Source organism: Terriglobia bacterium (assembly GCA_020073085.1).
Classification (GTDB): domain Bacteria; phylum Acidobacteriota; class Terriglobia; order JAIQFV01; family JAIQFV01; genus JAIQFV01.
In genome coordinates this window covers 182,459-203,273 of the sequence record JAIQFV010000004.1, presented here as the reverse complement: position 1 = coordinate 203,273, position 20,815 = coordinate 182,459, and the positions used below count along the sequence as shown (strand labels likewise).

Below are 20,815 nucleotides of genomic sequence, written 5' to 3'. Positions count from 1 at the left end.
GAGTGAGAACCGCAATTCACTTCATCCAAGGGGATCCCATGAAAAGACACTGCACTTATCTGATAATTGCCATGATCGCTACAGTTGTCATAGGTCTACCAGCCCAAGCGCAGGAGACACACAAGAAAGCCACCGAAGAAACCTCTTCAGACATTCCCAGGCTCGCCGCGTTTCATGAGGTCATATTCCCGATGTGGCATCAGGCGTACCCACAGAAGGACTATGGCCTGATGAAAGAGCTTGCGCCGAAAGTATCCCAGTTTGCCAAGGAACTTCCCTCCATCGAGTTGCCCGGGATTCTCCGCGACAAGAAATCGAAATGGGATGACAAGGTCCGGGGGTTCATCCAGGCTGCTTCCGATTATGAATCAGCGGTGGGGAAAAACGATGACGCCAAACTGCTCGAGGCCGCGGAGAAAGTGCATGCCGAATATGAGGGGTTGGTCCGCGTGATCCGGCCTGTCAGCAAAGAACTCGATGCGTATCACGTCGTACTTTACAAGATTTATCATCAGTATCTGCCGGGAATGAAGTGGAACGAGTTACGGGCAAGCAGTGTGAAGTTGGTCTCTCAATGCGGCGATTTGCTGAAAGCGCCTCTTCCCAAGCGCCTCGAAAGCAAGATCCCGTCATACGAAAAGGCCCGGGCAGAGCTTTGTTCAGCCACCGACCAGTTGGCCGAGACCAGCAGGGGAAAGGATCAGGAGGCCCTCAAAAAGGCCGTTGATGACGTGCACAGCAAATACCAGAAGGTGGAGAAGGTATTTGATTAGGAGCAACAAGAGAAAACAAGTGGATTGAAACCGGATGGAAGATACGGAAGCCAGAAGTCGGAGGTCGGAGGTTGGAAGTCAGATTTGAATGAGGGAAAAGAGATCTGTCGCAAAATGCTTCGGTCCGTTCTTATCCTTTGAATTCTGACCTCTGACCAGACTCCCCCATTAGCCCGGAAGGGTACGACTTTAGTCATACCCCGCCGTCTCCCCCCTTGACCTGTCAGGGCATGACTTTAGTCGTGCCGTCCAAGCTCCCCCCCTTTATTACCCCCTGGGGCTTTAGCCCCTGGAGCAGATCCATGGCAAAACCTCATCGTGGTCCAAATCATCAAGGGACCTTCTTCATCACGGCAAACACCTGGGAGCGCCGCCAGCTTTTTCGGGCGGATCCTTTCGCAAGATTGTTCTTGGACGTTCTCTATGACTATCGAATGAAATCACGTTATCTGTTGCACGAATTCACACTCATGCCGGAGCACTTTCATCTGATCATTACACCAGGAAAGCAAACGACCTTGGAGCGGGCCGTGCAGCTAATTCGGGGCGGGTATTAATATCGGGTAGGGAAAGAGTTAAACTCATCGCTTGAGATATGGCAGCCAGGTTTCGCAGATCATGAGATTCGAGACACAAGAGATTATGCAACTCATAAAACCTATATTTGGGAGAACGCGGCCCAGCGGCAAGACTGAAGTCGTGCCCTTACGCCAAGGGGGGAAGTTCGACTCTGGCCCAGTTAGGTTCGAACTCAAGCGGCCTGAGAATCCCTGCCGTGCCCTCACGTCTGGGCGGGACTTCTCAGGCCTGGCAAGGTCCGAACCCAAGCGGCGCGAAATTCCCTGTCGGGCCCTTACGCCGGGGCGGACATTTCGACTTTGGCCCGATTGGTCCTTAGGTGGTCCGCCCCACCCCAAATTCGATTCCCCGCTTCTCGCGCCCCAGCGCGATGACCACCGCGGCAATCAAGAACACGACGAATGCTGTGGCAGCCATGGCATTGGCGTAGTTCATTCGGTTTGCGAAAATCGCCTCCAGGTAGGCCACGCTCCCGGCGATCAAAATGCCGCACTGGTAGGCAAAACCCGCCAGAAATCCTCTAACGCTATCCGGGGAAAGTTCTGTGATGTGGGCCGGAATAACCCCCCAGGCCCCCTGGACCATAAATTGAATCATAAAGGCCCCCAGCATCAGCAGGCTGGCGGTGGGGGAATACACCCAAAGGGGAATTATCACAATTCCGATTAACAGTGCCGTGATCATTCCCCGGCGGCGGCCAAACCGGTCCGAGAAGAGCCCGCCGCATATCCCCCCAATCAAAGCTCCGAGGTTGGCGATGATGGAAATGATCGCGGTCATTCGCGGAGAGAATCCGCGCTGCACCTTCAAAAAGGTCGGATACATATCCTGGGTACCGTGCGAAACAAAACTCATCATCGTCATCAGCGCGACCAGATAGAAAAATAGTTTGCGGTGTCCTTCGGCCACATGCCAGGTCACATCCGCCATGAAGAGGATGATTCCAGCGACCACGAACACGATGAGGATCCGAAATGGAGAAGTCCCTCCGGTTCCCTCCATGCTTTCCGAGTTCAAAAGCCTCTCCAATAAAGAGGCGGCCGGTCGGCGGAAGGCGTCAAGGACAACAACGACTCCTGCGAGCAACACGTAATATTTGACGTGGCTCCGCACTGAGATCCAAAGGGCACTCCAGTCCTTTCTCCTGGAACGCTCCCACACATCAGATTCTTTTACCTTGCGCCGGATGAACCAGGCCAAGAGCGCTGGGGCCCCACCAATGAAGAACATGGCGCGCCACCCCAAATGAGGTAGGACGAGAAAATAGGCGCTCGATGCTAAAAGGTAGCCTGCCGCATACCCTTCCTGAAGGAGACCGGAGAGAATCCCCCGCCATCGGGGAGGCACCGCTTCCATGGCCAGGGAGGCGCCCACGCCCCATTCGCCTCCCATGCCGATGCCAAACAGCGCCCGCAGGATCAGAAACGTGGTGAAGTTTGGCGCGAGACCTGAGGCGACTTCAATGACTGAAAAGAAAACGACGTCGATCATGAGGGGCAAGCGACGCCCGTATTTGTCGGCCATCAACCCGAAAATGAAAGCTCCGATCGGCCGAAAAGCGAGGGTAGCCGTGAGCGTCAGCGCAATCTCCGCATTGGTCCGGTGAAAGTCCTTGGCGATTTCGGTCAACACCATGACCACGACAAAAAAATCAAAGGCGTCAAGGGTCCAGCCCAGGAAGGAGGCCGCCAGCGCATTGCGTCGATCGCGAGCCTCCGGCCCGGACAGGGTGGTCAGGACAGGAAATGAGTTAGACGGCATCGGAGGGGGTCTCCGGAATTGACAGGGGGAAATGACTGTCGATCTTAAGGTGTCGAAGCCGGTAGCCAAACACGATGGCACTCAAAACGCACGCGAGCCCCCCGCAAATCACAGCCAAAGGGGCACTGTACCGTTGCGCCAGGAATCCGGCCATCAAACTTCCAAAAGGGGCTATCCCCAGAAACATCATGGTGTAGAGTCCCATCACCCGGCCGCGCATGGCATCGGCAACGATCGACTGGACCAGGGTGTTGGTGGCCGCCATTTGCACCATGAGACAGAATCCGGCGGGAACCAACAGGACCATGGACAACCACAGGAACTTGGAGAATCCAAACAGCACCAGGCTCACACCGAATCCCGCGGAAGCCCGTGCCACCACACGATCCAATCCCAAGACGTTTCTTCGTCTTGCCAAAGAGAGGGCAGCCAACAGTGCGCCAAAGCCGGCGGAGGTCATCAACCACCCCAAACCCCGCGCTCCACTGTGAAGCACCTTATCCGCAAAGATTGGCATGAGCACCATGTAGGCCATTCCCAGTAAGCTGACCATACCCAGCAAAAGCAGCAAAGCGCGGATGGCCACGTTCTTCCGAGTGTAATTCAAACCTTCCCGGAACTGGTCCCACTTCCCGGTGCCATGGTGCTCGAACCGTGGGGTGTTTACTTTCATCATCAAAAGCCCCGCGATCACGGCAATAAAACTGAGGCCGTTGATGAGAAAGCACATCCCCTCTCCCAGGGCGGCCACAAGCACCCCGGCCACAGCGGGGCCCACGATCCGGGCACTATTGAAGATCGAGGAGTTCAAGGCGATGGCATTCATCAAGTCTTCGTCCCCCACCATCTCGACCAGAAATGATTGCCGGGCGGGAATATCAAAGGCATTGCAGACACCCAGGCAGAGCGCCAGAACGAAGATCTCGCTGAAGGTGATGACCCGGGTGAGGGTGAGTATCGCCATAAGCAAGGCCTGACACATCATGGCCGCTTGAGTGGCAATGACAATGCGGTGCCGCCGGTGGCGATCGGCAATGATTCCCGCCAGAGGGCCAAAAAAAAGAACCGGAATTTGACCTGCAAAGCCGACCGTCCCGAGCAAGGCCGCGGAATGCGTCAGCCGATAGACCAGCCAGCCCTGCGCCAATGTCTGCATCCACGTTCCAATCAACGAGATCAACTGGCCGCCGAAAAAAAGCTGAAAATTTCGATGGCGCAAGGCGCGGAACATGGACGCGCGCCGGGCGGCTGCCCGGGGGGTTGTAAGGTTAGGAAGAGGAGCGGTCACGATTTGAAGGAGCCCTTCCGGGTTCTAAAACAAACTCCGTGCAGAGACGTGAAGGAGGCATAGAACAATCGAGTGGACGGATGGATTTCGCCCGTCTGTCTGTCCCCAACCGGCGCCGCATGGGTGACGAGTCAAGAGTGGGGCACGAAGATCGGGGACGACCATGCAAGAGTTGCGGACCGCGTTCTTGTGGATTCTGCTGTGCGGGTGGTCGTGCCCTTCATTTCTTAACACGCCCGTAATCGTCTTCAAGACGCGCGATGTCGTCCTCGCCAAGGTAGCTTCCCCGCTGGACTTCAATAAAAACGAGCATTCCCACTCCCTGGTTCTTGATCCGGTGTGCAGATCCTCTGGGAATATCAATCGTCCCGCCTGAGGACAGGGAAATTTCCAGGCCGTCGAGCGTCACCAGCGCTCGACCTTGGACAACCATCCAATGCTCAGCGCGTTGGGCATGCTTTTGGTAGCTCAACCGTTTCCCCGGGAGGACTTCAATCCGCTTGACCTTGTATCCGTTCCCTTCATCCAGCACTGTGAAACTCCCCCAGGGACGGTGATCAAACACGGCTGAGGAGCTCTTCTTGTTCATATCATCCATGCTACACACCTTTCACGTAGGATATCACTTCACCTGGACGAATTGCGGCCGTCCACCCTCTCCCCAGGGATTGTACTCCAGCGCAAAGGCGACTCGCTCTGCGACTGGTGGATGCCCGTAAAGCCAGACCTTGATAAACTCGCCCGGATCGGGGTCTCCCAAATCCACTTCTCCAAGGATCTGGAACGCGCGGGCGGCATTCTGCGGGCCGTCGGGTACCAGGCCATGAGTCACTTCAAGGCCGTAAATATCGGCCTGATGCTCAAAGTGTCGAGAAATCCCGTTCAGCAGCGGATTGGAGACAAAGGAAAGAATGGTGATGAACAGGAGCAAGAACGTCAAGGATCCCCAATCCTCGAGACGGTTGACCCCGGACCAGTCCTGCCAACGGGGGATGGCCCAGTTCACCAGCCGGTATCCGAGATAGAAGAGCACCAAAATAACCAGGAGTGTTAATGCGATCAATTTGGGAATATGGTGCAGAACGTAATGCCCTGCTTCATGACCGAAGACAAACGCGATCTCATCAGGGGTCATCTTGTTGATCGTCGTGTCCCAGACCACCACTCGTTTCGAGGACCCCAGCCCGCTTACGTAAGCATTCAGCGCCTTTACCTTCGTGCTGGCGTTCATCTCATACATCTTGGACTCGGGAATATCGAGTCCCGCCCGGCCTACAACTTCCAAAAGACGCCCGGTCAACTTCGGCTGGGTTTCCTGAAGTGGTGTGAATTTGTAAAAGAGGGGCTCGATGACATAAGGCTGCAAAAATATCAGGAAGACCGCAATGGGGATGGTGGCCAGCCAAAAATAGAACCACCAGCGTCGAGGACTGCGTCGAATCACCCCATAGAGGATCCAGATCAGGAAAGTCCCGAGAATGACTCCAAGGACCAAGCCCTTCAGCCAATCGAGCATCCAGGAACCAAAGGACTGGACCGACAAACCAAATTTCTTTTCGAGATGTTCACCGTAGTAATCAACCGGAAAGGTCATCACCTGCAAGGTGACCAGGAACAGCGGGGCAAAGATGAGGACCTGGAAAATTCGCCGCCGCGTCCCTCTCCCTTCAGCCCAACGCGCAAATTGGACCGGCCATTGAAGGCGCATCAGGAAGTAGAACAGGGCCAGGCTGTAAGCAATCCCGATAAAGTAAAGCAGGTAGTTGGCCCGGGAGTAAGCAATGGCTTTCTCACGCTGATCAGCGGTCAGGGTATAGCCCTGCACCTTCCGCTCTTCTTGGTCCTTGGCCGCTCGAATCGCCGGCTTCTCCGGAGGCGGCGCTTGCGAAGCGCCGGTCTCGCTCGCCTTCGCCGCGCCTGCCAGAGGCCCGGATGCCGCCCGGGCCAGGTAGGTTGAACTTAAAGACAAAAGCAAGAGCGCTGTACCGAGGATGATTCGGTGGCCGGATCTTTGACGCATCGCTTGCTCCATTATCCTTGAAATCTTTGAGAGTGGATTCCTGTGCGTCCGGGGGTCATGATGAGAGAGGTCATCGTCAAGCCGGTCGTTCAAAGGCTCCCGCGCGTCAGGCGTCTCTCTCATCTCACTGCATGTGGGTGACGGCTTCTCCGCTCCCCCGCAGCGGAGATTCCGGTGGAACCGGTTCCCCCCAGATATAATAGCTGAACCAATCGAGATTATGCTGCAACACGGCGCGATTTGATTTGGGCTTGGTGATGCCGTGGCCGAACCCTGCATAAATGATCATCCGGGCGGGAACGTTTTCATCCTTCAGCCCCCGATAGAGCTCGAAGCCGTTGGGGTTTGGCACTCGCTTGTCGAACTGGCCATGTTGTATCAGGGTGGGGGTACGGGCCTTCCTGATATTGGTAATGGGAGAGGTCAAGGCATAAATCGCCGGATCCTCCCATGGCGTGGCATGCAAGTACTGCCGGGTGAAGGGTGTAATATCTGTGTTGACATAGTACGTCATCCAGTCACTGATGCCGGCGCCCACCGAGATGGCCTTGAACCGATCGGTGTTGGTGGTCAAGAAAGCGGAAATGTAGCCGCCCTGTGACCAGCCCATCGAACCGAGACGCGACGGGTCGACGATTCCCTGCGCAATGACCGCGTCCACGCCGCTCATGACATCCCACATGTCGCCGACACCCAGATTGCGCACGTTGAGGGAACGAAACTTCTCTCCATAGCCCGCGCTGCCGCGGTAATTGGGCTCCAACACCAGGGCCCCTTTCGAAAGAAATTGCTCCACCGGATAATAATGATTCGCAGGATTCATCAACGCCCGGGAAATCCCTGTCGGGCCGCCATGAATGACCACAAGCAGAGGGTATTTCTTATGGGGATCAAAATCGGCCGGCTTGTGCAGCACGCCCTCAATGGTCGATCCGTCCTTGCTCTTCCAGGAAATCAACTCGACGCTGCCCACTGTCCAGCCCTTCAACTGTTTGTTCAAATCGGTGAGCTTACGCGGCGCAAACGGAGCGACCGTAGAGACGAAAATTTCACCCACATGCGTATCGTCGCTGGCGGTGAACGCCACCCTCTTGAAATCTCTCGTGAAAGAAGTACCGCCGCCGGCAAAACGGTCCGGAGAACTGATGCGGGTAATTTGTCGGGTCTGAGGTTCAATCCGAAAGAGATGCGAAGACGTCTTCTGCAGCGCTCCAAAATAAATTCCATCGGGCCCCCAGTTCATCAATTGAGGGTTTTCATCAAATTCCGCAGTCAAGTCATTCACGTCAGAGGGCTTCGTGGCGGGGTGCGTGAGCGCCATTTCAAGGTTCACCGTTGCGATATGGCCGTTCAAATAATATGAGTACTTTTGACCCAGGGCCGTTGAAAAAGCCAACTGCTTCCCATCGGGTGAAAAAACGGGATTCCCATCGGGGCCCTCCAGCGCTACGATCCTGTGGACCTGATTCTCCCGGGCCAGATCGACAAGATAAAGGTCCGCTTCCCCGCTGAAGGCGAGAAGAGGGTTTGGAGTCGCTTGAAACGCGATGCGAATGGAATCAGGTGACCAGGCGAATCCCCCGATGTTCAGAGTGGGGTCTTTTGTAACTTGTCGAGCCTTGACCGGCGCGAAGGAAGCCTCGGCCTCTGACACGTCCACCACCCAAAGCTGGTTTAGCGTAAAGTCTTCTTCAAAGACTTCGTAATCACTGTACTTTTCCTTCCGGTCCTTCATGGCCTTGGACTCGGCCTCAGTGGCCGTGAAGGCGATCTGCCTCCCGTTGCTCGACCACCGGAAGCCTCCAACGTTGGTTTCATGGCGCGTCAAGACCCAAGCCTCGCCCCCAGACGGGGAAATAAGCCAGATCTGTCTGGCCGCGGGTTTGGTTTCTGATTTGTCGTCGGAGGGCCCCGTGATTGGAGGAATTATCTCGCGCTCGCTGGCAAAGGCCACCCACTTTCCATCCGGTGACCATTGTGGATTCTCGCTTGATTTCTTTCCCCGGGTCAGCTGAATGGTGGCGCCGCTTTCCACGTCGGCCAACCAGATCTGAGACACATAAGCATTGTCCTTCCAGTCCGTCTCTTGAACGCTATAGGCCACAAATTTCCCATCGGGGGAGATCTGAGGACTGCTGACGCTTTTCATGCTGAGCAGTTCATCGAGGGAGGGCGTATGTTTCGTCTGTGCAAGCAGGGGAAAGTCAGGAAACAGGAAGGAGAGGATCCCCAAAACGACGAAAGAAAGTGGCACAAAACGCTGCACCCTGGACATGCGCGAATCCTCCTGAGATGAGGTGAAGTCCTAAAAATACAATACGATGGGTGGAATGATAGTTTAAAAAGCGGGGGGAGGCTATGAATTATTTTGGGGAGAGATGAAGGGACAACGGCCGGGCTTGCCGCCCATCACGATAAAGGCATACTCATGCGGCACAGAACAAGCGGCTTGGGCGAGACGCCCACCGTTCACGCCGCTCTTCGGATCTTCTTGCGGCGTTGGTAGCTGCGGGCCAATTCCAAAAAAATGCCGACATCCCGATCCAAGTCGGATTGTGTTCCATCAAAATAGAAATTCTTTATCGGGAGGTGGTCATGTTCGCGGCTGATTCGTGGATAAATCGCCTCGGTGACCGTTCCATTCATACACGTAAATGGACTGATGTCTATGATTCCATCCGCCCCCTTCTGGTAGAGGTAAACGGATTTGGCGATTGAGATCACCATTTCCCCGTAAGCCCCGGACTGGGGGAGGTAGGGATCGGCCAGCCTTAAGAAGACTTCGGTGTCATGGGGCTCTTCATAGCCGTGAAAATCTTCATGGAACGGGGCAAAGAGGGCGTGTTCATCTTTCCGTTGCAGGTGGTTTTTCAATTTGGCGCCCAGCATCGCGGTGCTGAGTGTCCGCCCTTCCATGCTGAGCTTGCGGCACTGCTCACTGTTGGTGTACCAAACCCACTCCCCCACGTCCGAAAGCCACACCTCTCCGCCGTATTCCTCGATCTTCTTCACCAGGTTTTGATTGCTGAACCGGTTCAAGCGACAGAAGATTTCTCCCACCACGCCGATGAGCGGCCGGGTCTCTTTCCGCACCGGGATCGCCCGGAAGCGATCGCGCGACCGGGTTATCTCCTCGACCAGCGCCCCCAGTTTCTCCTTGGGTTTCTGGTCGGGGACCTCGAGGACGAGTGCCACACTATCCAGGCAGCTCTCGTAGACCTGCTCCGTTTCGCCTTTGTTCAACTCGTATGGGCGTGTTTTCAACAGGAATTTTCTCAAAATGTCAGCACTCACCAGCGCCCGCCATCCGGTCCGCATCAATTCTCGCGAGGAATTCCCCAGATCCTCGTAACTGTTCCGGCTGGTCGGGGAAAGCACCAGCACGTCATTGGTCGAGAGATTCATGGAGTGGACGAGCTTTCGGAAGAAGGGAGCGTACTGACCGAACCGGCATGGCCCTTCTGCGGTCGGCATAAACACCCCCAGGCGGTTCTTTGAAAAGTCGTTCTCCTGGATCTTCTTTAACATGTCCCCCACGGTGACCTTCAGGGGAAAGCACTCATCGCCGGAAATATACTTCGAGGCGAGCTCCATTCCCGCCTCGTCGGAAGGGGGAAACTCCGAAGCGTCGATCCCAATCGAGCGGAACGCCGCCGCAAAGAGTTTGGCCCCGCTGTGGGTCATTGCGGTCAGGTACAACTTTCGATTCTGCCAGAGTTGCTGATACGAAGTGTCCATCATTTTAAATGCTCATCTCCTGAATCTCTTGTGCTCCCGGCGGTGGGGGGTTCCCCTATTGGATCATTCCCTTGCTATGCAGATAGGCCTCACAGCGGGTAAGGAAGCCGGCGTCATTGGAATGGCCGTCAAATTGAAGCGCCAGAAACGGTTTATCGGCCGCCATGTTCACGAAGTGTTTGATGAAGGAATCCGGGCCGCACTTGAAGTTGGTGATGTAGATCAGATGCAGTTTGGGATAATCGCGCGCCAGCTTTGCCGCAGCGAGGATCCGTCGCCCGGAATTCCAGAACATGTTGTCGTTGATATCGCGGATGTCGATTTCATCCAGGGGCAGAAAATCCTGCGGAATCACGTTGACGCCGTACAAATCCTTCAGCTTGCCCGGGATATCCAGGTTCACGCTGCGGTCATAGAGATTATAGTAACGGCCGACCAGGATGATGCCCCCCTCGCCGGTGGCCTTCAATTGCCGGATGGCCTCCTGCCCTTCTTCCTGCAGTTTATTGATGAAAGATTCCAGGGCCCGGCGCCCGGCGTGAAACGCCCGGCGGATCTCCGATTTACTTTTCTTCAGCGGTTCGGCGAGGACTTCCAACTCGCGCGCCACCCGGTCAGCCCCCAATCCAAAATGAATCGTCGGGATCATCAGCCTTTTTCGCTCTTCTTCGAAGCCGGGAGCGCTCTGAATGACAAAGGGGAGCGTCTGATTCCACGGGCACCAGTGTGATTCCACCTCTTCATGCATGGATTCTGAATCGAGAATGTTCGGAAGAAAAATATAATCCACCCTCTTGTCGAGCAGGTCCTGAACGTGACCGTGGGATATGCGGACGGGATAACACGGCTCCGCCACGCTCAGATCGATGCCGTCCTGGGCAATCTTTCGATTTGTTTTTTCGGAAACCTGCACATCGCATCCCAGTTCCCGGAAAAACCGGTTCCACAGGGGAAATTGCTCAAAGTAGGAGATGGCACGAGGGATGCCGATGGTGATGCGGCCACCGACCGGCTCTTCATAACCTTCGAGCAGGTACTGTTCGCGCAATTCAATCAGATCCCGGATGACCGGCTGGCGGTCCACCTTGGCGCGTTTGCGGAATTTGTCGGAGCACTTGTCGCCCCAATAAGTCTTGACGCCATCGACCTTGAACTCCTGCATGTCGCAGTAGTTGGAGCAGGCGCGACAGACAAATTCCCGGAGGGTGTAATCCACCTGTTCCAGGTCGTAGCCCCGGAAATGAGTTTTTGCATGGGTGGCACGGACCCGGTCGCGGGCCAGCAAAGACATCCCGACCGCCCCGATCACCCCGTTGTGCGGCGGAACGACGATCCGCTTGTTGAGGATTTTCGAGAAGGCCGCCGCCACGGAATCGTTGTATGCAGTGCCGCCCTGAAAGTAAATGACGTTTCCAATCTTTCGGCCGCGGACCACGCGGTTGAGGTAATTGAGGGCAATGGAATAGGCAAGGCCGGCCACGAGGTCCTTCTTCTCGGCGCCGCGCTGCAGGAAAGCCGTGACGTCCTGTTCCATAAAGACAGTACATCGTTCCCCGAGCCGCACGGGCCGAGTCGAACTGAGCGCCAGCCTTGAGAACTCCTCCTTGATCTTGATTCCGAGCTTTTCGGCCTGTTCTTCCAGAAAGGAGCCGGTCCCGGCGGCACAGGCCTCGTTCATGGCAAAATCGACTACAATCCCGTCATCAATGGAGATGTACTTGGAATCCTGCCCCCCGATCTCGAAAATGGTGTCCACCTTTTCACTGATCAGGGTTTCACTGATGTGCATCGCCCCGGTTTTATGCGCCGTGATTTCATCATTGATGGTATCGGCGCCGATCAACTCTCCGATCAATTCTCGGCCCGAACCGGTCGTCCCGACTCCGGCAATCTCGATGCGATCTCCCATTTCCTCCCGGATTTCCCTCAGGCCGTTGTTGACCACCTCGATGGGTCGGCTCTCCGTTCGCAGATAGATTTCCTTCAGCAGATTTCCCCCATCGTCCAGGAGGGTCAGGTTGGTGCTCACGGACCCGATGTCGACGCCGAGATAGGCGCGCACAGGTGTACCCTCGGCGGGCCACTGGTAGGGCTTGGCACGATGACGCAGCAACAGGACACCATCCATCGAAAGGGGGAGCTGGGTGGGCAGATCCGCCCCCGATCTTGCTTCCAGCCGAATCTTCTGATACTCGCCCTTGGCTTTACTGGGGCGGGGAATACCGGGTTTCTGCTGGTTCTCCTCCAGACAGGCGAGGGCAGAGGCGCCGACCGCTCCCAGCCAGGCAAACTCTGCGGGAACGAAGAAATCATCTTCCTCAAACTCAAACAGCTCCTTCATCGACTCCACCACCCCGGAGTTTTGGGAGACGCCGCCGATGAAGGCGACCTGCGGGACCACCTTCTTACTCTTGGTAATGGAACCCTTGAAATTCCGCGCCACGGCGTCGCACAGGCCCTTGAGAATCTGGGGGGGAGTGAATCCCTTCTGCTGCGCATGAATCATATCGCTTTTTGCAAATACGGAGCAGCGGCCCGCCACCCGGGCGGGGCTCTCGACGTCCGCCACCAATCCCCCGATTTCTTCAACCTGATATCGCATGCGGGTCGCCTGCTGGTCGAGGAACGAGCCGGTTCCGGCCGCACAATCGCCATTCGTTTCGTAATCCACGATGGCAGCCAATTCGTTGGCCATTTCGCGCTCGATGCGGATGAACTTGGAGCTTTGTCCCCCCATCTCAAAGATGGTTTGAACGTCGGGATAAAGCAGCGACGTTCCGATCGCAATAGCCTTGAACTCATTCTCATCCACCGCATTCAGTGCCGAGGTCACCAGCTTCGCACCCGACCCGGTCGCCCGGATTCGAGTGATAAGTTCCAGCGAGTCGGCGGGGGGTACTTCACCCATCACCCTCATGGCCTGACCCAGCGCGTCGCAAAACTCCCGAATCAAATCGAACGCGGCCCGGGCGGGATCACCAAAGATCCGGCGGTACGACGACAAGAGGAAGGCGTGGTGAATGAGCGATGAGTGCTCCGAATGGATCGGAACGAATTGAAACGCCGCAGCCAAGCCTGAGCCTTCGGGCGAGGTTCTATCTTTGGCTCCGTCTTTCGAGATTGGAAGATGGGCCAGCGTTTGGAACAAACGACGGTCATTGGATAGGGCGGCCAGTTTTACGCTGACTGAGCCTATGTCGATGCCCAGGAAGATCCCTGGACCTGGTTGCGTAGTGGAAGATTGAACTGTCATGGGAATTAAAGCAGAGCCATCCTTTTACAAAGTTACGACAAGCGCAGAAAATGAGGGCGACTTCTTGGGAGCCTCCCGGAGTTGTGGAATCGTTTTCGCCTCCACGGCGAGTGAGTAGAACGTCTCTCGGTTTGGTGGTCAGCCGATGTGACCAGCCCGTTATTATAGATCAATCGCCCTCTGCCTTCTATTCTTATCGGCTCGCGAGAGGTGAGGGGGCCTAAACAAAAACAGGAATGCCCTTCCCCAGCCTTGGTGAAGCAACGACAAAGTCGCATCAGGGCACCGGGGTGGACGTTAGTGTGGCCTGGTTTCCGTATCCGGAGTAAACGTGTCCAATTTGGACCAAGAGACGAAGACATCTTTAGTTAAACCCACTCTATGCTGCAAGATTGCTGCTAACCGCGACCTTTGCTCGTTGAAGAGGGACCGGGCACGACTTCCAACCCGCAGGCGGGAGACCCGCGCTATGAAATCCTCGCAGACCTACGGAAGTTTTTCAAGCGGAACATCGCGTTAGCAAGTATTTTTCTCAGCAAGTGACGTAAACGTTAGATTATGGGCAGGCTGGGGAAATTCCGAGAATCCTGCATCTGAACATCAAGTCTACACCCTCGGACTCCCAGGACAAAAGGCATGCCGGTCAAATTCCTCCAACGGATGTTGCAAGCAGCTGTGGAACCCACGTTGCGGAGCTACCTTAACCCATTACTTGAAATGAAGCCTTAGACCCTTTTCTTCTCGTCGTGACGGACGCGCTCGAGATTCCAGTCCCAATTTCCGATATTCATCCGAGATACTTACTTGTTCTGGGGGATCCTTGAAGTCTTGGAATTTGGGTTTTGTTTGGAATTTGGACTTTGGATTTTTCCCCCAGCCCTCCTCTAAACTCCGCCCCTGCACCGGCCCTTTGATGTAAAATTAAATCAGACTGGAGCTTCGATTCACTATGCCCGCCAACCTGACCCCCCAGTATCTCGCTGCCGAAAAGCGTTACAAGGAAGCCACCACCCCCCCAGAGAAGATCGAAGCGCTTGAAGAGATGATGGCGGTGATGCCCAAACACAAGGGCACGGAAAAGCTTCAAGCCGACCTGAAGCATCGCCTGGCCAAGCTGCGAGTCGAATCGGAGCACAAACACGGCCCGGCGAAGGGATCAACATTGTACGTCGTCCATAAGGAAGGGGCGGGGCAAGTGGTACTCGTGGGCGCTCCCAACGTGGGTAAATCATCTCTGCTGGCCCGGCTGACAAAAGCCACTCCGGAAATCGGAGACTATCCCTTCACGACACGAATGCCGCAACCTGGCATGATGCCGTTCGAAAACGTCCAGATCCAGGTCATCGATCTTCCCCCCGTCGCCCTGGAATCCTACGAACCGTGGCTTGGTGGAATCGTCCGTCAAGCGGACCTGGCGTTGCTGGCGGTGGATTTAAGCAGCGACGAGCTGCTTGAAGAGGTCGAGAGCGTGCTGAAGATTCTGGAGGGTTCAAGAATCCGCTTGACGGCAAGCATCCCCGTGGAGAATGACGGCAATGTTCCTGCAGTGATCTGCAAGAAGACCTTGCTGGTGGCAAACAAATCGGACTCCGGCAACGCGCCGGACAACCTGGCGATCCTGCGGGAGTTCTTTGAGAAGCAGTTTCCCATTTTCCCGGCGTCGACCGCCACGAACGAGGGGCTGGAATCTCTGCGTCATGCCATCTTTGAATCTCTTGAGGTTATCCGGATTTATACTAAGCCCCCGGGCAAGAAAGTTGACTTGTCCACCCCTCCGTTCGTTTTGAAGATTGGCAGTACCGTCCTCGATGCGGCGCGCGCCGTTCATCGCGACTTTGAAAACACCCTGAAATTCGCCCGCGTGTGGAGTTCATCCAGGTCAAAACGGACCGTCAAATTCGATGGCCAGATGGTGGAACGGACTCATCGGTTGGAGGATGGGGATATCCTGGAATTGCATATGTGATCCCGGTCTCGTATATGACGACTGAAGTCGTCACTACAACTTACGTACTTATAATGTCCAAACTCCAGTGTGACGACTGAAGTCGTCACTACAAAGCGCTATTTCCTCCTGTGAATCCCCATCAACTGCCTCCCTTCGGTCGTGTGGGCTCGATCCTTGGCGCCACAAGACGCGGTGGAAAGGCATGCGAGAGCGGCGAGGATCGTTGAGAGCAACAGAGGAGCACTCTTATGAAACATGGCTCAACCTCCGCCAACGTGGGGACTAACTTCTTCCTTCTATCCAGATGCTTTCTTCTCCAGCTTGCGCAGCAAGGCCTCTGCTGTGAACTCTGCCAGGTCGCGGAAAAGCCCCTCCGCCCCGGCCTCCTTCTCTGCGGGAGGAAGCGCCAGATGGCTTGAGACGCGAGATTGCAGTCCGTCCAACTTCCCGGGATCGGCGAATCGAAGGATGTGTTTGAAGAGCAATCGGTGAGCCCCTTTTCGCTCCATGACCTCCAGCCCATCCAGGATCTGACGCTGGGGGGTCCCCTCCCAGATCGCCAGGATCATAGCCTCACGCAACCATCGTTCGACCGGAAATTCCGCGAGTGTCCCCATTCCCCCGTGAACCTCCATGGCCCACTTCGCCGTTTGAGCGGCCTGCTCGGCAGTCCAGTATTTTGCCAAGTGGGCGATTAGCCGAAAGAGGTGATAGGGGTCGGAATAGGGAACCTTTTCCCGCCACACTTCGTCCAAAAGCACGACCGCCTCCCAGGCCAGGGCAAATGCCTTCTTTAATTCGTAGAGCCTGTCTTCGAACTGTTTGTGAAGCAGCGGATGCTGGAGAATCGGTTTGCCAAAGGCGATGCGTTGCTCGGAAAATCCCAGGGCCTCGGCCATCGCCCGCTGCGCCAGGGCGACGCTGCCAATGCTATTAGCCACCCGTGAGAGGTTCAAGACTTCCAGAATTTCATAAATTCCCCATTCGGGCTTCCCGAGCAGGAATGCCTCGCTGTCCTTGAATTCCACCTCCCCCGTGGGGACGGACCGTGTCGCAATCTTGTCTTTGATGCGGCGTACAAAATAGTTAAGACCACCCTCTTCACGCAAACGTGGAACAAGATAAAGCGCCAGCCCCCGCACCCCGGGAGGCGCCCCTTCGGGTCGAGCGGCGACCACAGCCAGTTCGGCTCCGACGTTGCTGGAAAAATACTTCTCGCCGGTTAGAAACCATCGCTCCCCATATGGTCTTGGCTGATCCTTCGCCGTCTTTCCCGGGTCAGGGCTGCGTGGGGCAGACGAGGACGTCTGCCCCACCAGCCGGGCCGTCGTCTCCACTGTAGCGCCCAAGTCCGAACCTCCTTTGGCCTCGGTCATCCAGGTCGCACCTTGCCAGCCTGTCCCATCCCGCCGGAGCAAGGGCGGAAGGAAGCGATCTTTCACTTCCTCGGCCCCGTACTTCTCAAGGGAGACTGCAGTTGCCAAGGAGACAATGTACGGACAATAAATGCCGGGATCGTAAAAAGAGGTGAGGAACCCAAGGGAGTAGTGCGATTTTAGCGAGTGCTCCTCAAACGCCCGCCACAACACCCCCGCCTCATATCCTTTCCTCAGCATCCTCCAGTAGTCGGGCGGGAAAATCACTTCGTCAACCCGGGCTCCGAAACGATCAAACATTCGCAGCCAGGGGGTCCCGGAGCGATCCGTCGCCGCAGAAATCAATTTCCCCTCCTGCTCCCACCAGTCCATGTAGGCCTGCAATTCCTTCTCGAAGGGAACGCTGCCCAGCATCTGTTTCAGAAATGCCATCGGGGAATGAAGAGTTTCGAAAGCCATCATCGACCTCACCTTAAGGTGGACGCCACACGCCGCAGGAGCTGACCTTTACTCCAATGATACCGAATAACGGCGGGCCTGTATCGGGGAAAATGGGTGGGATTGATCCCCTTCGAGGTGCGAACGTCACGAGGAAAGCCCTCGTAATCCTGGCGTCGTGGTCGATCGATCTCAGAACCGTACCAGCTCAACGTGCAACGGGGAGGCATTCGGAGGATCCGGGGTTGCCGATGCCGCTCCAGTGAGCGGCGGTTACTATTCGGCAACCCCGTTTTGAAAGGGTAATCTGCCGGGCGGTTTCTGTGGGATCAGTGCCTTTCATCCCAGTGTTGCTGCAAAGTGGACTCTGCGTTCTCAGGCGCTCATCACCACTTGGCGGATTTCCTCCATCGGCAATGATCTCACCGTCGCCTCACATTCCAACTGAGGAATCTGGGTGAAGTGATTTACCTTCAGGGCCGCCCGCACCTTCTTCAGCACATCGGCGCGAGACAGCTTGTTCTTGCACGCGCGCATTTCCTGGCAAAAATAATAAGTAAAAGCGCCATGCCAGGATCCGGCAATGGAAGCGTCCGCACTCGTCTGGTCCGCGCGGCACCCGGCCCAGAGGATGTGATGGACCAATTCCTTATACAGATCCGGCCATTTCCGCTGCAAGCCGCGCGGGGCACAGTTCTCCACCACTTGGAAGGCCTCGAGCGAAGGGGGTGGCAAATACCGGGGTTTGCGGTCCAGCAGGAGATCAATCGCCTTGAGCCCGGTCCCGCTGTGGCAGGTATCCAGGTAGACCTCCAGCAGTACGTTCGGAGGCAGCGTGACGAAGAGGTCATGTAACTCGTCATCGATGATAATGTGATTGGGGTCCCATTGATTGCCCAGAATTGCCAGGTCATGCGGACAGAAGGCCTCGTCCGCCCGATCGGGTTCGTCGCCCCCGGTGTCCGGCACCTGGGTGCCATGGCTGGACAGCGTGAAGACGAGGTAGCTGAATTTCCCGGTCTTGGCTCCATCAACCATCGATTTGAGGCTCGCCATGATATTCGCTTTATTGGCCTCTGCGTCGGTCAGCGTGGTGATGTCGGCATTTGTAAAGCCGAGAAAATTCTTGAGGATGTCAGTCATGTCGCTAACATCGTTGACGCAACCTTGCAGGGTTGCTCCGGGAAGGTTCTTAAAGACATTGATTCCTACACACAATGCTTTTCTAGCCATAACTCGTACCCTCCTTTTCGCTTCTGCTGCATCGGAATTCTTTTTGTGATTCGAGGGGGAGTTTTCACTTCGCGCCCCCTCTCCCCCTGATGATCGAGTCTCTATCTCCCCATCTCCATTCGATTGGCGAAGCAAGGGATCGCCGAAACGGTTATCTTCACGCGAGAGAGTTCCTCACGTTCTCTCGTAAGGGTTGGACGATCGGACAGTACCCCCCCCTCAATAAAGAAATGAAATGGAGAAACTTCGGGTCAGCCTCAATTAATCTAAAGGCAATTGAGAACGAAAGGGACTACACCCAAGGAGAGGTTTACGGAGGGCTCTATACCCTCTTCTGTAAAGCTTGCCTCATCGTACCTCTGTGGCAGGAATTGTCAAGAAAATTGACTCAGGGGAGAGCGTCTCGAGACGTCACACGGCGGGATTTCCTGAAATTTGCCTGGATCGAGACCAGATAAAATAGGCGACCACCCCGACAGCCAGGGTCAGCAGTCCCCCCAGGAAGTACGGCACGCCCGACGTGAAAAAAATATAGACCCAGCCCAGCAGGGCCACGGCACTCGGCAGCGGATAGAACGCCATGCGAAAGGTCGTGCCGGCTCCGCGTTCCTTCCGCACCAGGTGCACCGCTACAATTTGGGCAATGAACTGGATCAGAATGCGTGTTGTAATGAGCGCCTTGATCACTGCGTCCAGGCTGAAAAATCCCGCCCCGATCACCACGGCGCCGAGCGCCAAAAGAGACACGTGCGGGAATCCGCCCGTCGGATGCAGGCGGGCGAAAATTGAAAAAAAGAATCCATCGCGAGCGGCGGCAAAGGGGATGCGCGAGTAGGCCAGCATCAGCGCGAATACCGAGGCGAAAGCGGTCCACACAATCATCACGGTAATGAGCACACCACCTGCCCGGCCATAAATCTTCTCCATGAACTCGGAGGCGATGAACTGCGATCGCATCGCTTCCTTCCACGGGACCACCCCAATGATGGAAAGGTTCATGGTGAGATAGATGGCCGCCACAACAATCACAGAGATCAGGATGGACCGAGGAACAGTCCGGGAGGGATTCTTGACCTCGTCGCCAATGTAGCAGACGCTGTAATAGCCAAGGTAGTCGTACATCGCGATCAGCATGGCCGATCCCAGCCCCAGCACAAAACCCCTGGAAAAATCAAAGGCGTGGGGCGGGAAAGAGAACGCGATTCGCGAATCAAACCGCAGAAATCCCGAGATCATGACCACGAGGATGGTGGCGATCATCCCCACCCACAGCGCAACCATGAGTTTTCCCACGGAAGAGATTTTCCGATAAAGCAGCAAAACGGTGAGCAGTCCCACGCCGACCGCCACCCAGTTCATCTCGCGCGGCGTCAGGGGAATGAGATAGGTCAGGTATTGCGCCAGGCCGATATTGCCGGAGGCGATTTCGAGCGGCCCCGAAAAAATGAACTGCCAGATGAATAGAAACGGAAGCAGTCGTCCCAGGCGCGTGCGGGCATAAGCGACTTTCAAATATTCAAAGGTTCCCCCTGAGCTTGGAACCGCCGCGGCGAGCTCGGCCCACACCATGCCGTCGCACAGCGCAATCAGCGCCCCCAGGATCCAACCCAGCATGGCTTGCGGCCCGCCCATGGCGGCGAGAATCAACGGAATCGTGATGAACGGACCCACCCCGACCATGTTCGACATGTTCATGGCGGTGGCTTGCAGCAGGCCGAAGGTGCGGTGAAGAGCCGGTTGTGTGTCCGCGGAGGTCATGAAAATCTTTCCTGTGTCACCCGAACTCCGGGCTGGACAAAAAAACAGCACCCCGATTCATCGAGGTGTATTGACTGGGACATGAAGAATTAAAACCGATTCATCGGTTTCTAAGATCCTTCTTGGAAATGGTTAGCGCGGATCGATCCCACTTGGCTTTGCTCCCTCGTTCACGCCGTGGAATCGTTTTGTTTTCGCCGAATGTAAATCGTTTTCTCCACGACAGCACAGACCCTCCCTTCAGCATCGGTAAGTTGGATCTCATACACTCGATCGAGGGACTCCAAGTGCTGAGATTCGCGGCGGATGGTACTGAGCTCCTCATCGCTCAGAACAAACCTTGCATACAGGGTCCCTCGCCCGGGTTTCTTGAACCGGATGGCCGCCGCCTTGTCCCAAACGACAAATTCTGGACCGAGCGTTTTGATAAGCATGATCATGTAGAAGGGATCGACCGCAGAGTAGATGCTTCCTCCAAAGAGGGTCCCCACGTAATTTCGAGTCCGCCAGGACAGCGGAAGTTCGACGCGCAGTTCACGGAAATCATGGGCAAGGTACTTGACCCATGCTCCAGTACTGCGGTAGGTGGGATGAAAGTTGAAGGCCCAGCGCCACAGTTTGGTCTTAACTGATTCAGGCATATCCGGGAA

14 protein-coding genes are annotated in these 20,815 nt (G+C 55.8%); 3 read left to right on the top strand and 11 right to left on the bottom strand.

Annotated elements, in window-relative coordinates:
- The first annotated feature begins 38 nt into the window (after positions 1 to 38).
- Positions 39 to 773 carry a hypothetical protein gene (locus tag LAO21_06640; protein MBZ5552380.1) on the top strand — a complete coding sequence of 245 codons (735 nt, stop codon included), beginning with the start codon at positions 39 to 41 and terminating at the stop codon, positions 771 to 773.
- Positions 774 to 1,075: 302 nt separating this feature from the next.
- A complete protein-coding gene (locus tag LAO21_06635) occupies positions 1,076 to 1,330 on the top strand; it encodes a transposase (GenBank protein ID MBZ5552379.1) in 255 nt (84 codons plus the stop codon).
- A 337-nt stretch (positions 1,331 to 1,667) separates the two neighbouring features.
- Here the strand turns inward: LAO21_06635 and LAO21_06630 are convergent, their stop codons facing one another.
- The 7 genes from LAO21_06630 to LAO21_06600 all read right to left on the bottom strand — a co-directional run bounded on the left by LAO21_06630 (position 1,668) and on the right by LAO21_06600 (position 13,412).
- Positions 1,668 to 3,113: an MFS transporter gene (locus LAO21_06630; protein ID MBZ5552378.1), complete on the bottom strand. Its 1,446-nt coding sequence runs from the start codon at positions 3,111 to 3,113 to the stop codon at positions 1,668 to 1,670.
- Entirely contained in the window at positions 3,103 to 4,344 is a 1,242-nt protein-coding gene (locus LAO21_06625) for an MFS transporter (protein MBZ5552377.1), read from the bottom strand. The genes LAO21_06630 and LAO21_06625 overlap by 11 nt, the downstream gene beginning before the upstream one ends.
- Positions 4,345 to 4,621: 277 nt before the next feature.
- The gene (locus tag LAO21_06620; protein MBZ5552376.1) at positions 4,622 to 4,990 is read right to left on the bottom strand and encodes a phosphomannose isomerase type II C-terminal cupin domain; all 369 of its coding nucleotides are present in this window, start codon (positions 4,988 to 4,990) and stop codon (positions 4,622 to 4,624) included.
- A gap of 33 nt (positions 4,991 to 5,023) precedes the next feature.
- On the bottom strand, positions 5,024 to 6,421 hold the full coding sequence (locus tag LAO21_06615; protein ID MBZ5552375.1) for a M48 family metallopeptidase: 1,398 nt from the start codon (positions 6,419 to 6,421) through the stop codon (positions 5,024 to 5,026).
- 124 nt (positions 6,422 to 6,545) lie between these two features.
- Positions 6,546 to 8,696, bottom strand: coding sequence for a S9 family peptidase (locus tag LAO21_06610; GenBank protein ID MBZ5552374.1), 2,151 nt, complete (start codon positions 8,694 to 8,696; stop codon positions 6,546 to 6,548).
- A 194-nt stretch (positions 8,697 to 8,890) separates the two neighbouring features.
- A complete protein-coding gene (locus tag LAO21_06605; protein MBZ5552373.1) occupies positions 8,891 to 10,162 on the bottom strand; it encodes a hypothetical protein in 1,272 nt (423 codons plus the stop codon).
- Between the two features lie 52 nt (positions 10,163 to 10,214).
- Entirely contained in the window at positions 10,215 to 13,412 is a 3,198-nt protein-coding gene (locus LAO21_06600) for an acyl-CoA dehydratase activase (GenBank protein ID MBZ5552372.1), read from the bottom strand.
- Between the two features lie 949 nt (positions 13,413 to 14,361).
- Here LAO21_06600 and LAO21_06595 point away from each other — a divergent pair.
- Positions 14,362 to 15,378, top strand: a complete 1,017-nt coding sequence (locus LAO21_06595; protein ID MBZ5552371.1) for a 50S ribosome-binding GTPase — start codon at positions 14,362 to 14,364, stop codon at positions 15,376 to 15,378.
- A gap of 278 nt (positions 15,379 to 15,656) precedes the next feature.
- Here the strand turns inward: LAO21_06595 and LAO21_06590 are convergent, their stop codons facing one another.
- The 4 genes from LAO21_06590 to LAO21_06575 all read right to left on the bottom strand — a co-directional run bounded on the left by LAO21_06590 (position 15,657) and on the right by LAO21_06575 (position 20,806).
- Positions 15,657 to 17,195 carry an acyl-CoA dehydrogenase family protein gene (locus LAO21_06590; GenBank protein ID MBZ5552370.1) on the bottom strand — a complete coding sequence of 513 codons (1,539 nt, stop codon included), beginning with the start codon at positions 17,193 to 17,195 and terminating at the stop codon, positions 15,657 to 15,659.
- 354 nt (positions 17,196 to 17,549) lie between these two features.
- Complete coding sequence (locus LAO21_06585; GenBank protein ID MBZ5552369.1) at positions 17,550 to 18,407, bottom strand: caspase family protein; 858 nt, start codon at positions 18,405 to 18,407, stop codon at positions 17,550 to 17,552.
- Positions 18,408 to 18,818: 411 nt separating this feature from the next.
- Positions 18,819 to 20,165 carry an APC family permease gene (locus tag LAO21_06580; protein MBZ5552368.1) on the bottom strand — a complete coding sequence of 449 codons (1,347 nt, stop codon included), beginning with the start codon at positions 20,163 to 20,165 and terminating at the stop codon, positions 18,819 to 18,821.
- 170 nt (positions 20,166 to 20,335) lie between these two features.
- Entirely contained in the window at positions 20,336 to 20,806 is a 471-nt protein-coding gene (locus tag LAO21_06575; GenBank protein MBZ5552367.1) for a DUF4442 domain-containing protein, read from the bottom strand.
- Between the last annotated feature and the right edge of the window lie 9 nt (positions 20,807 to 20,815).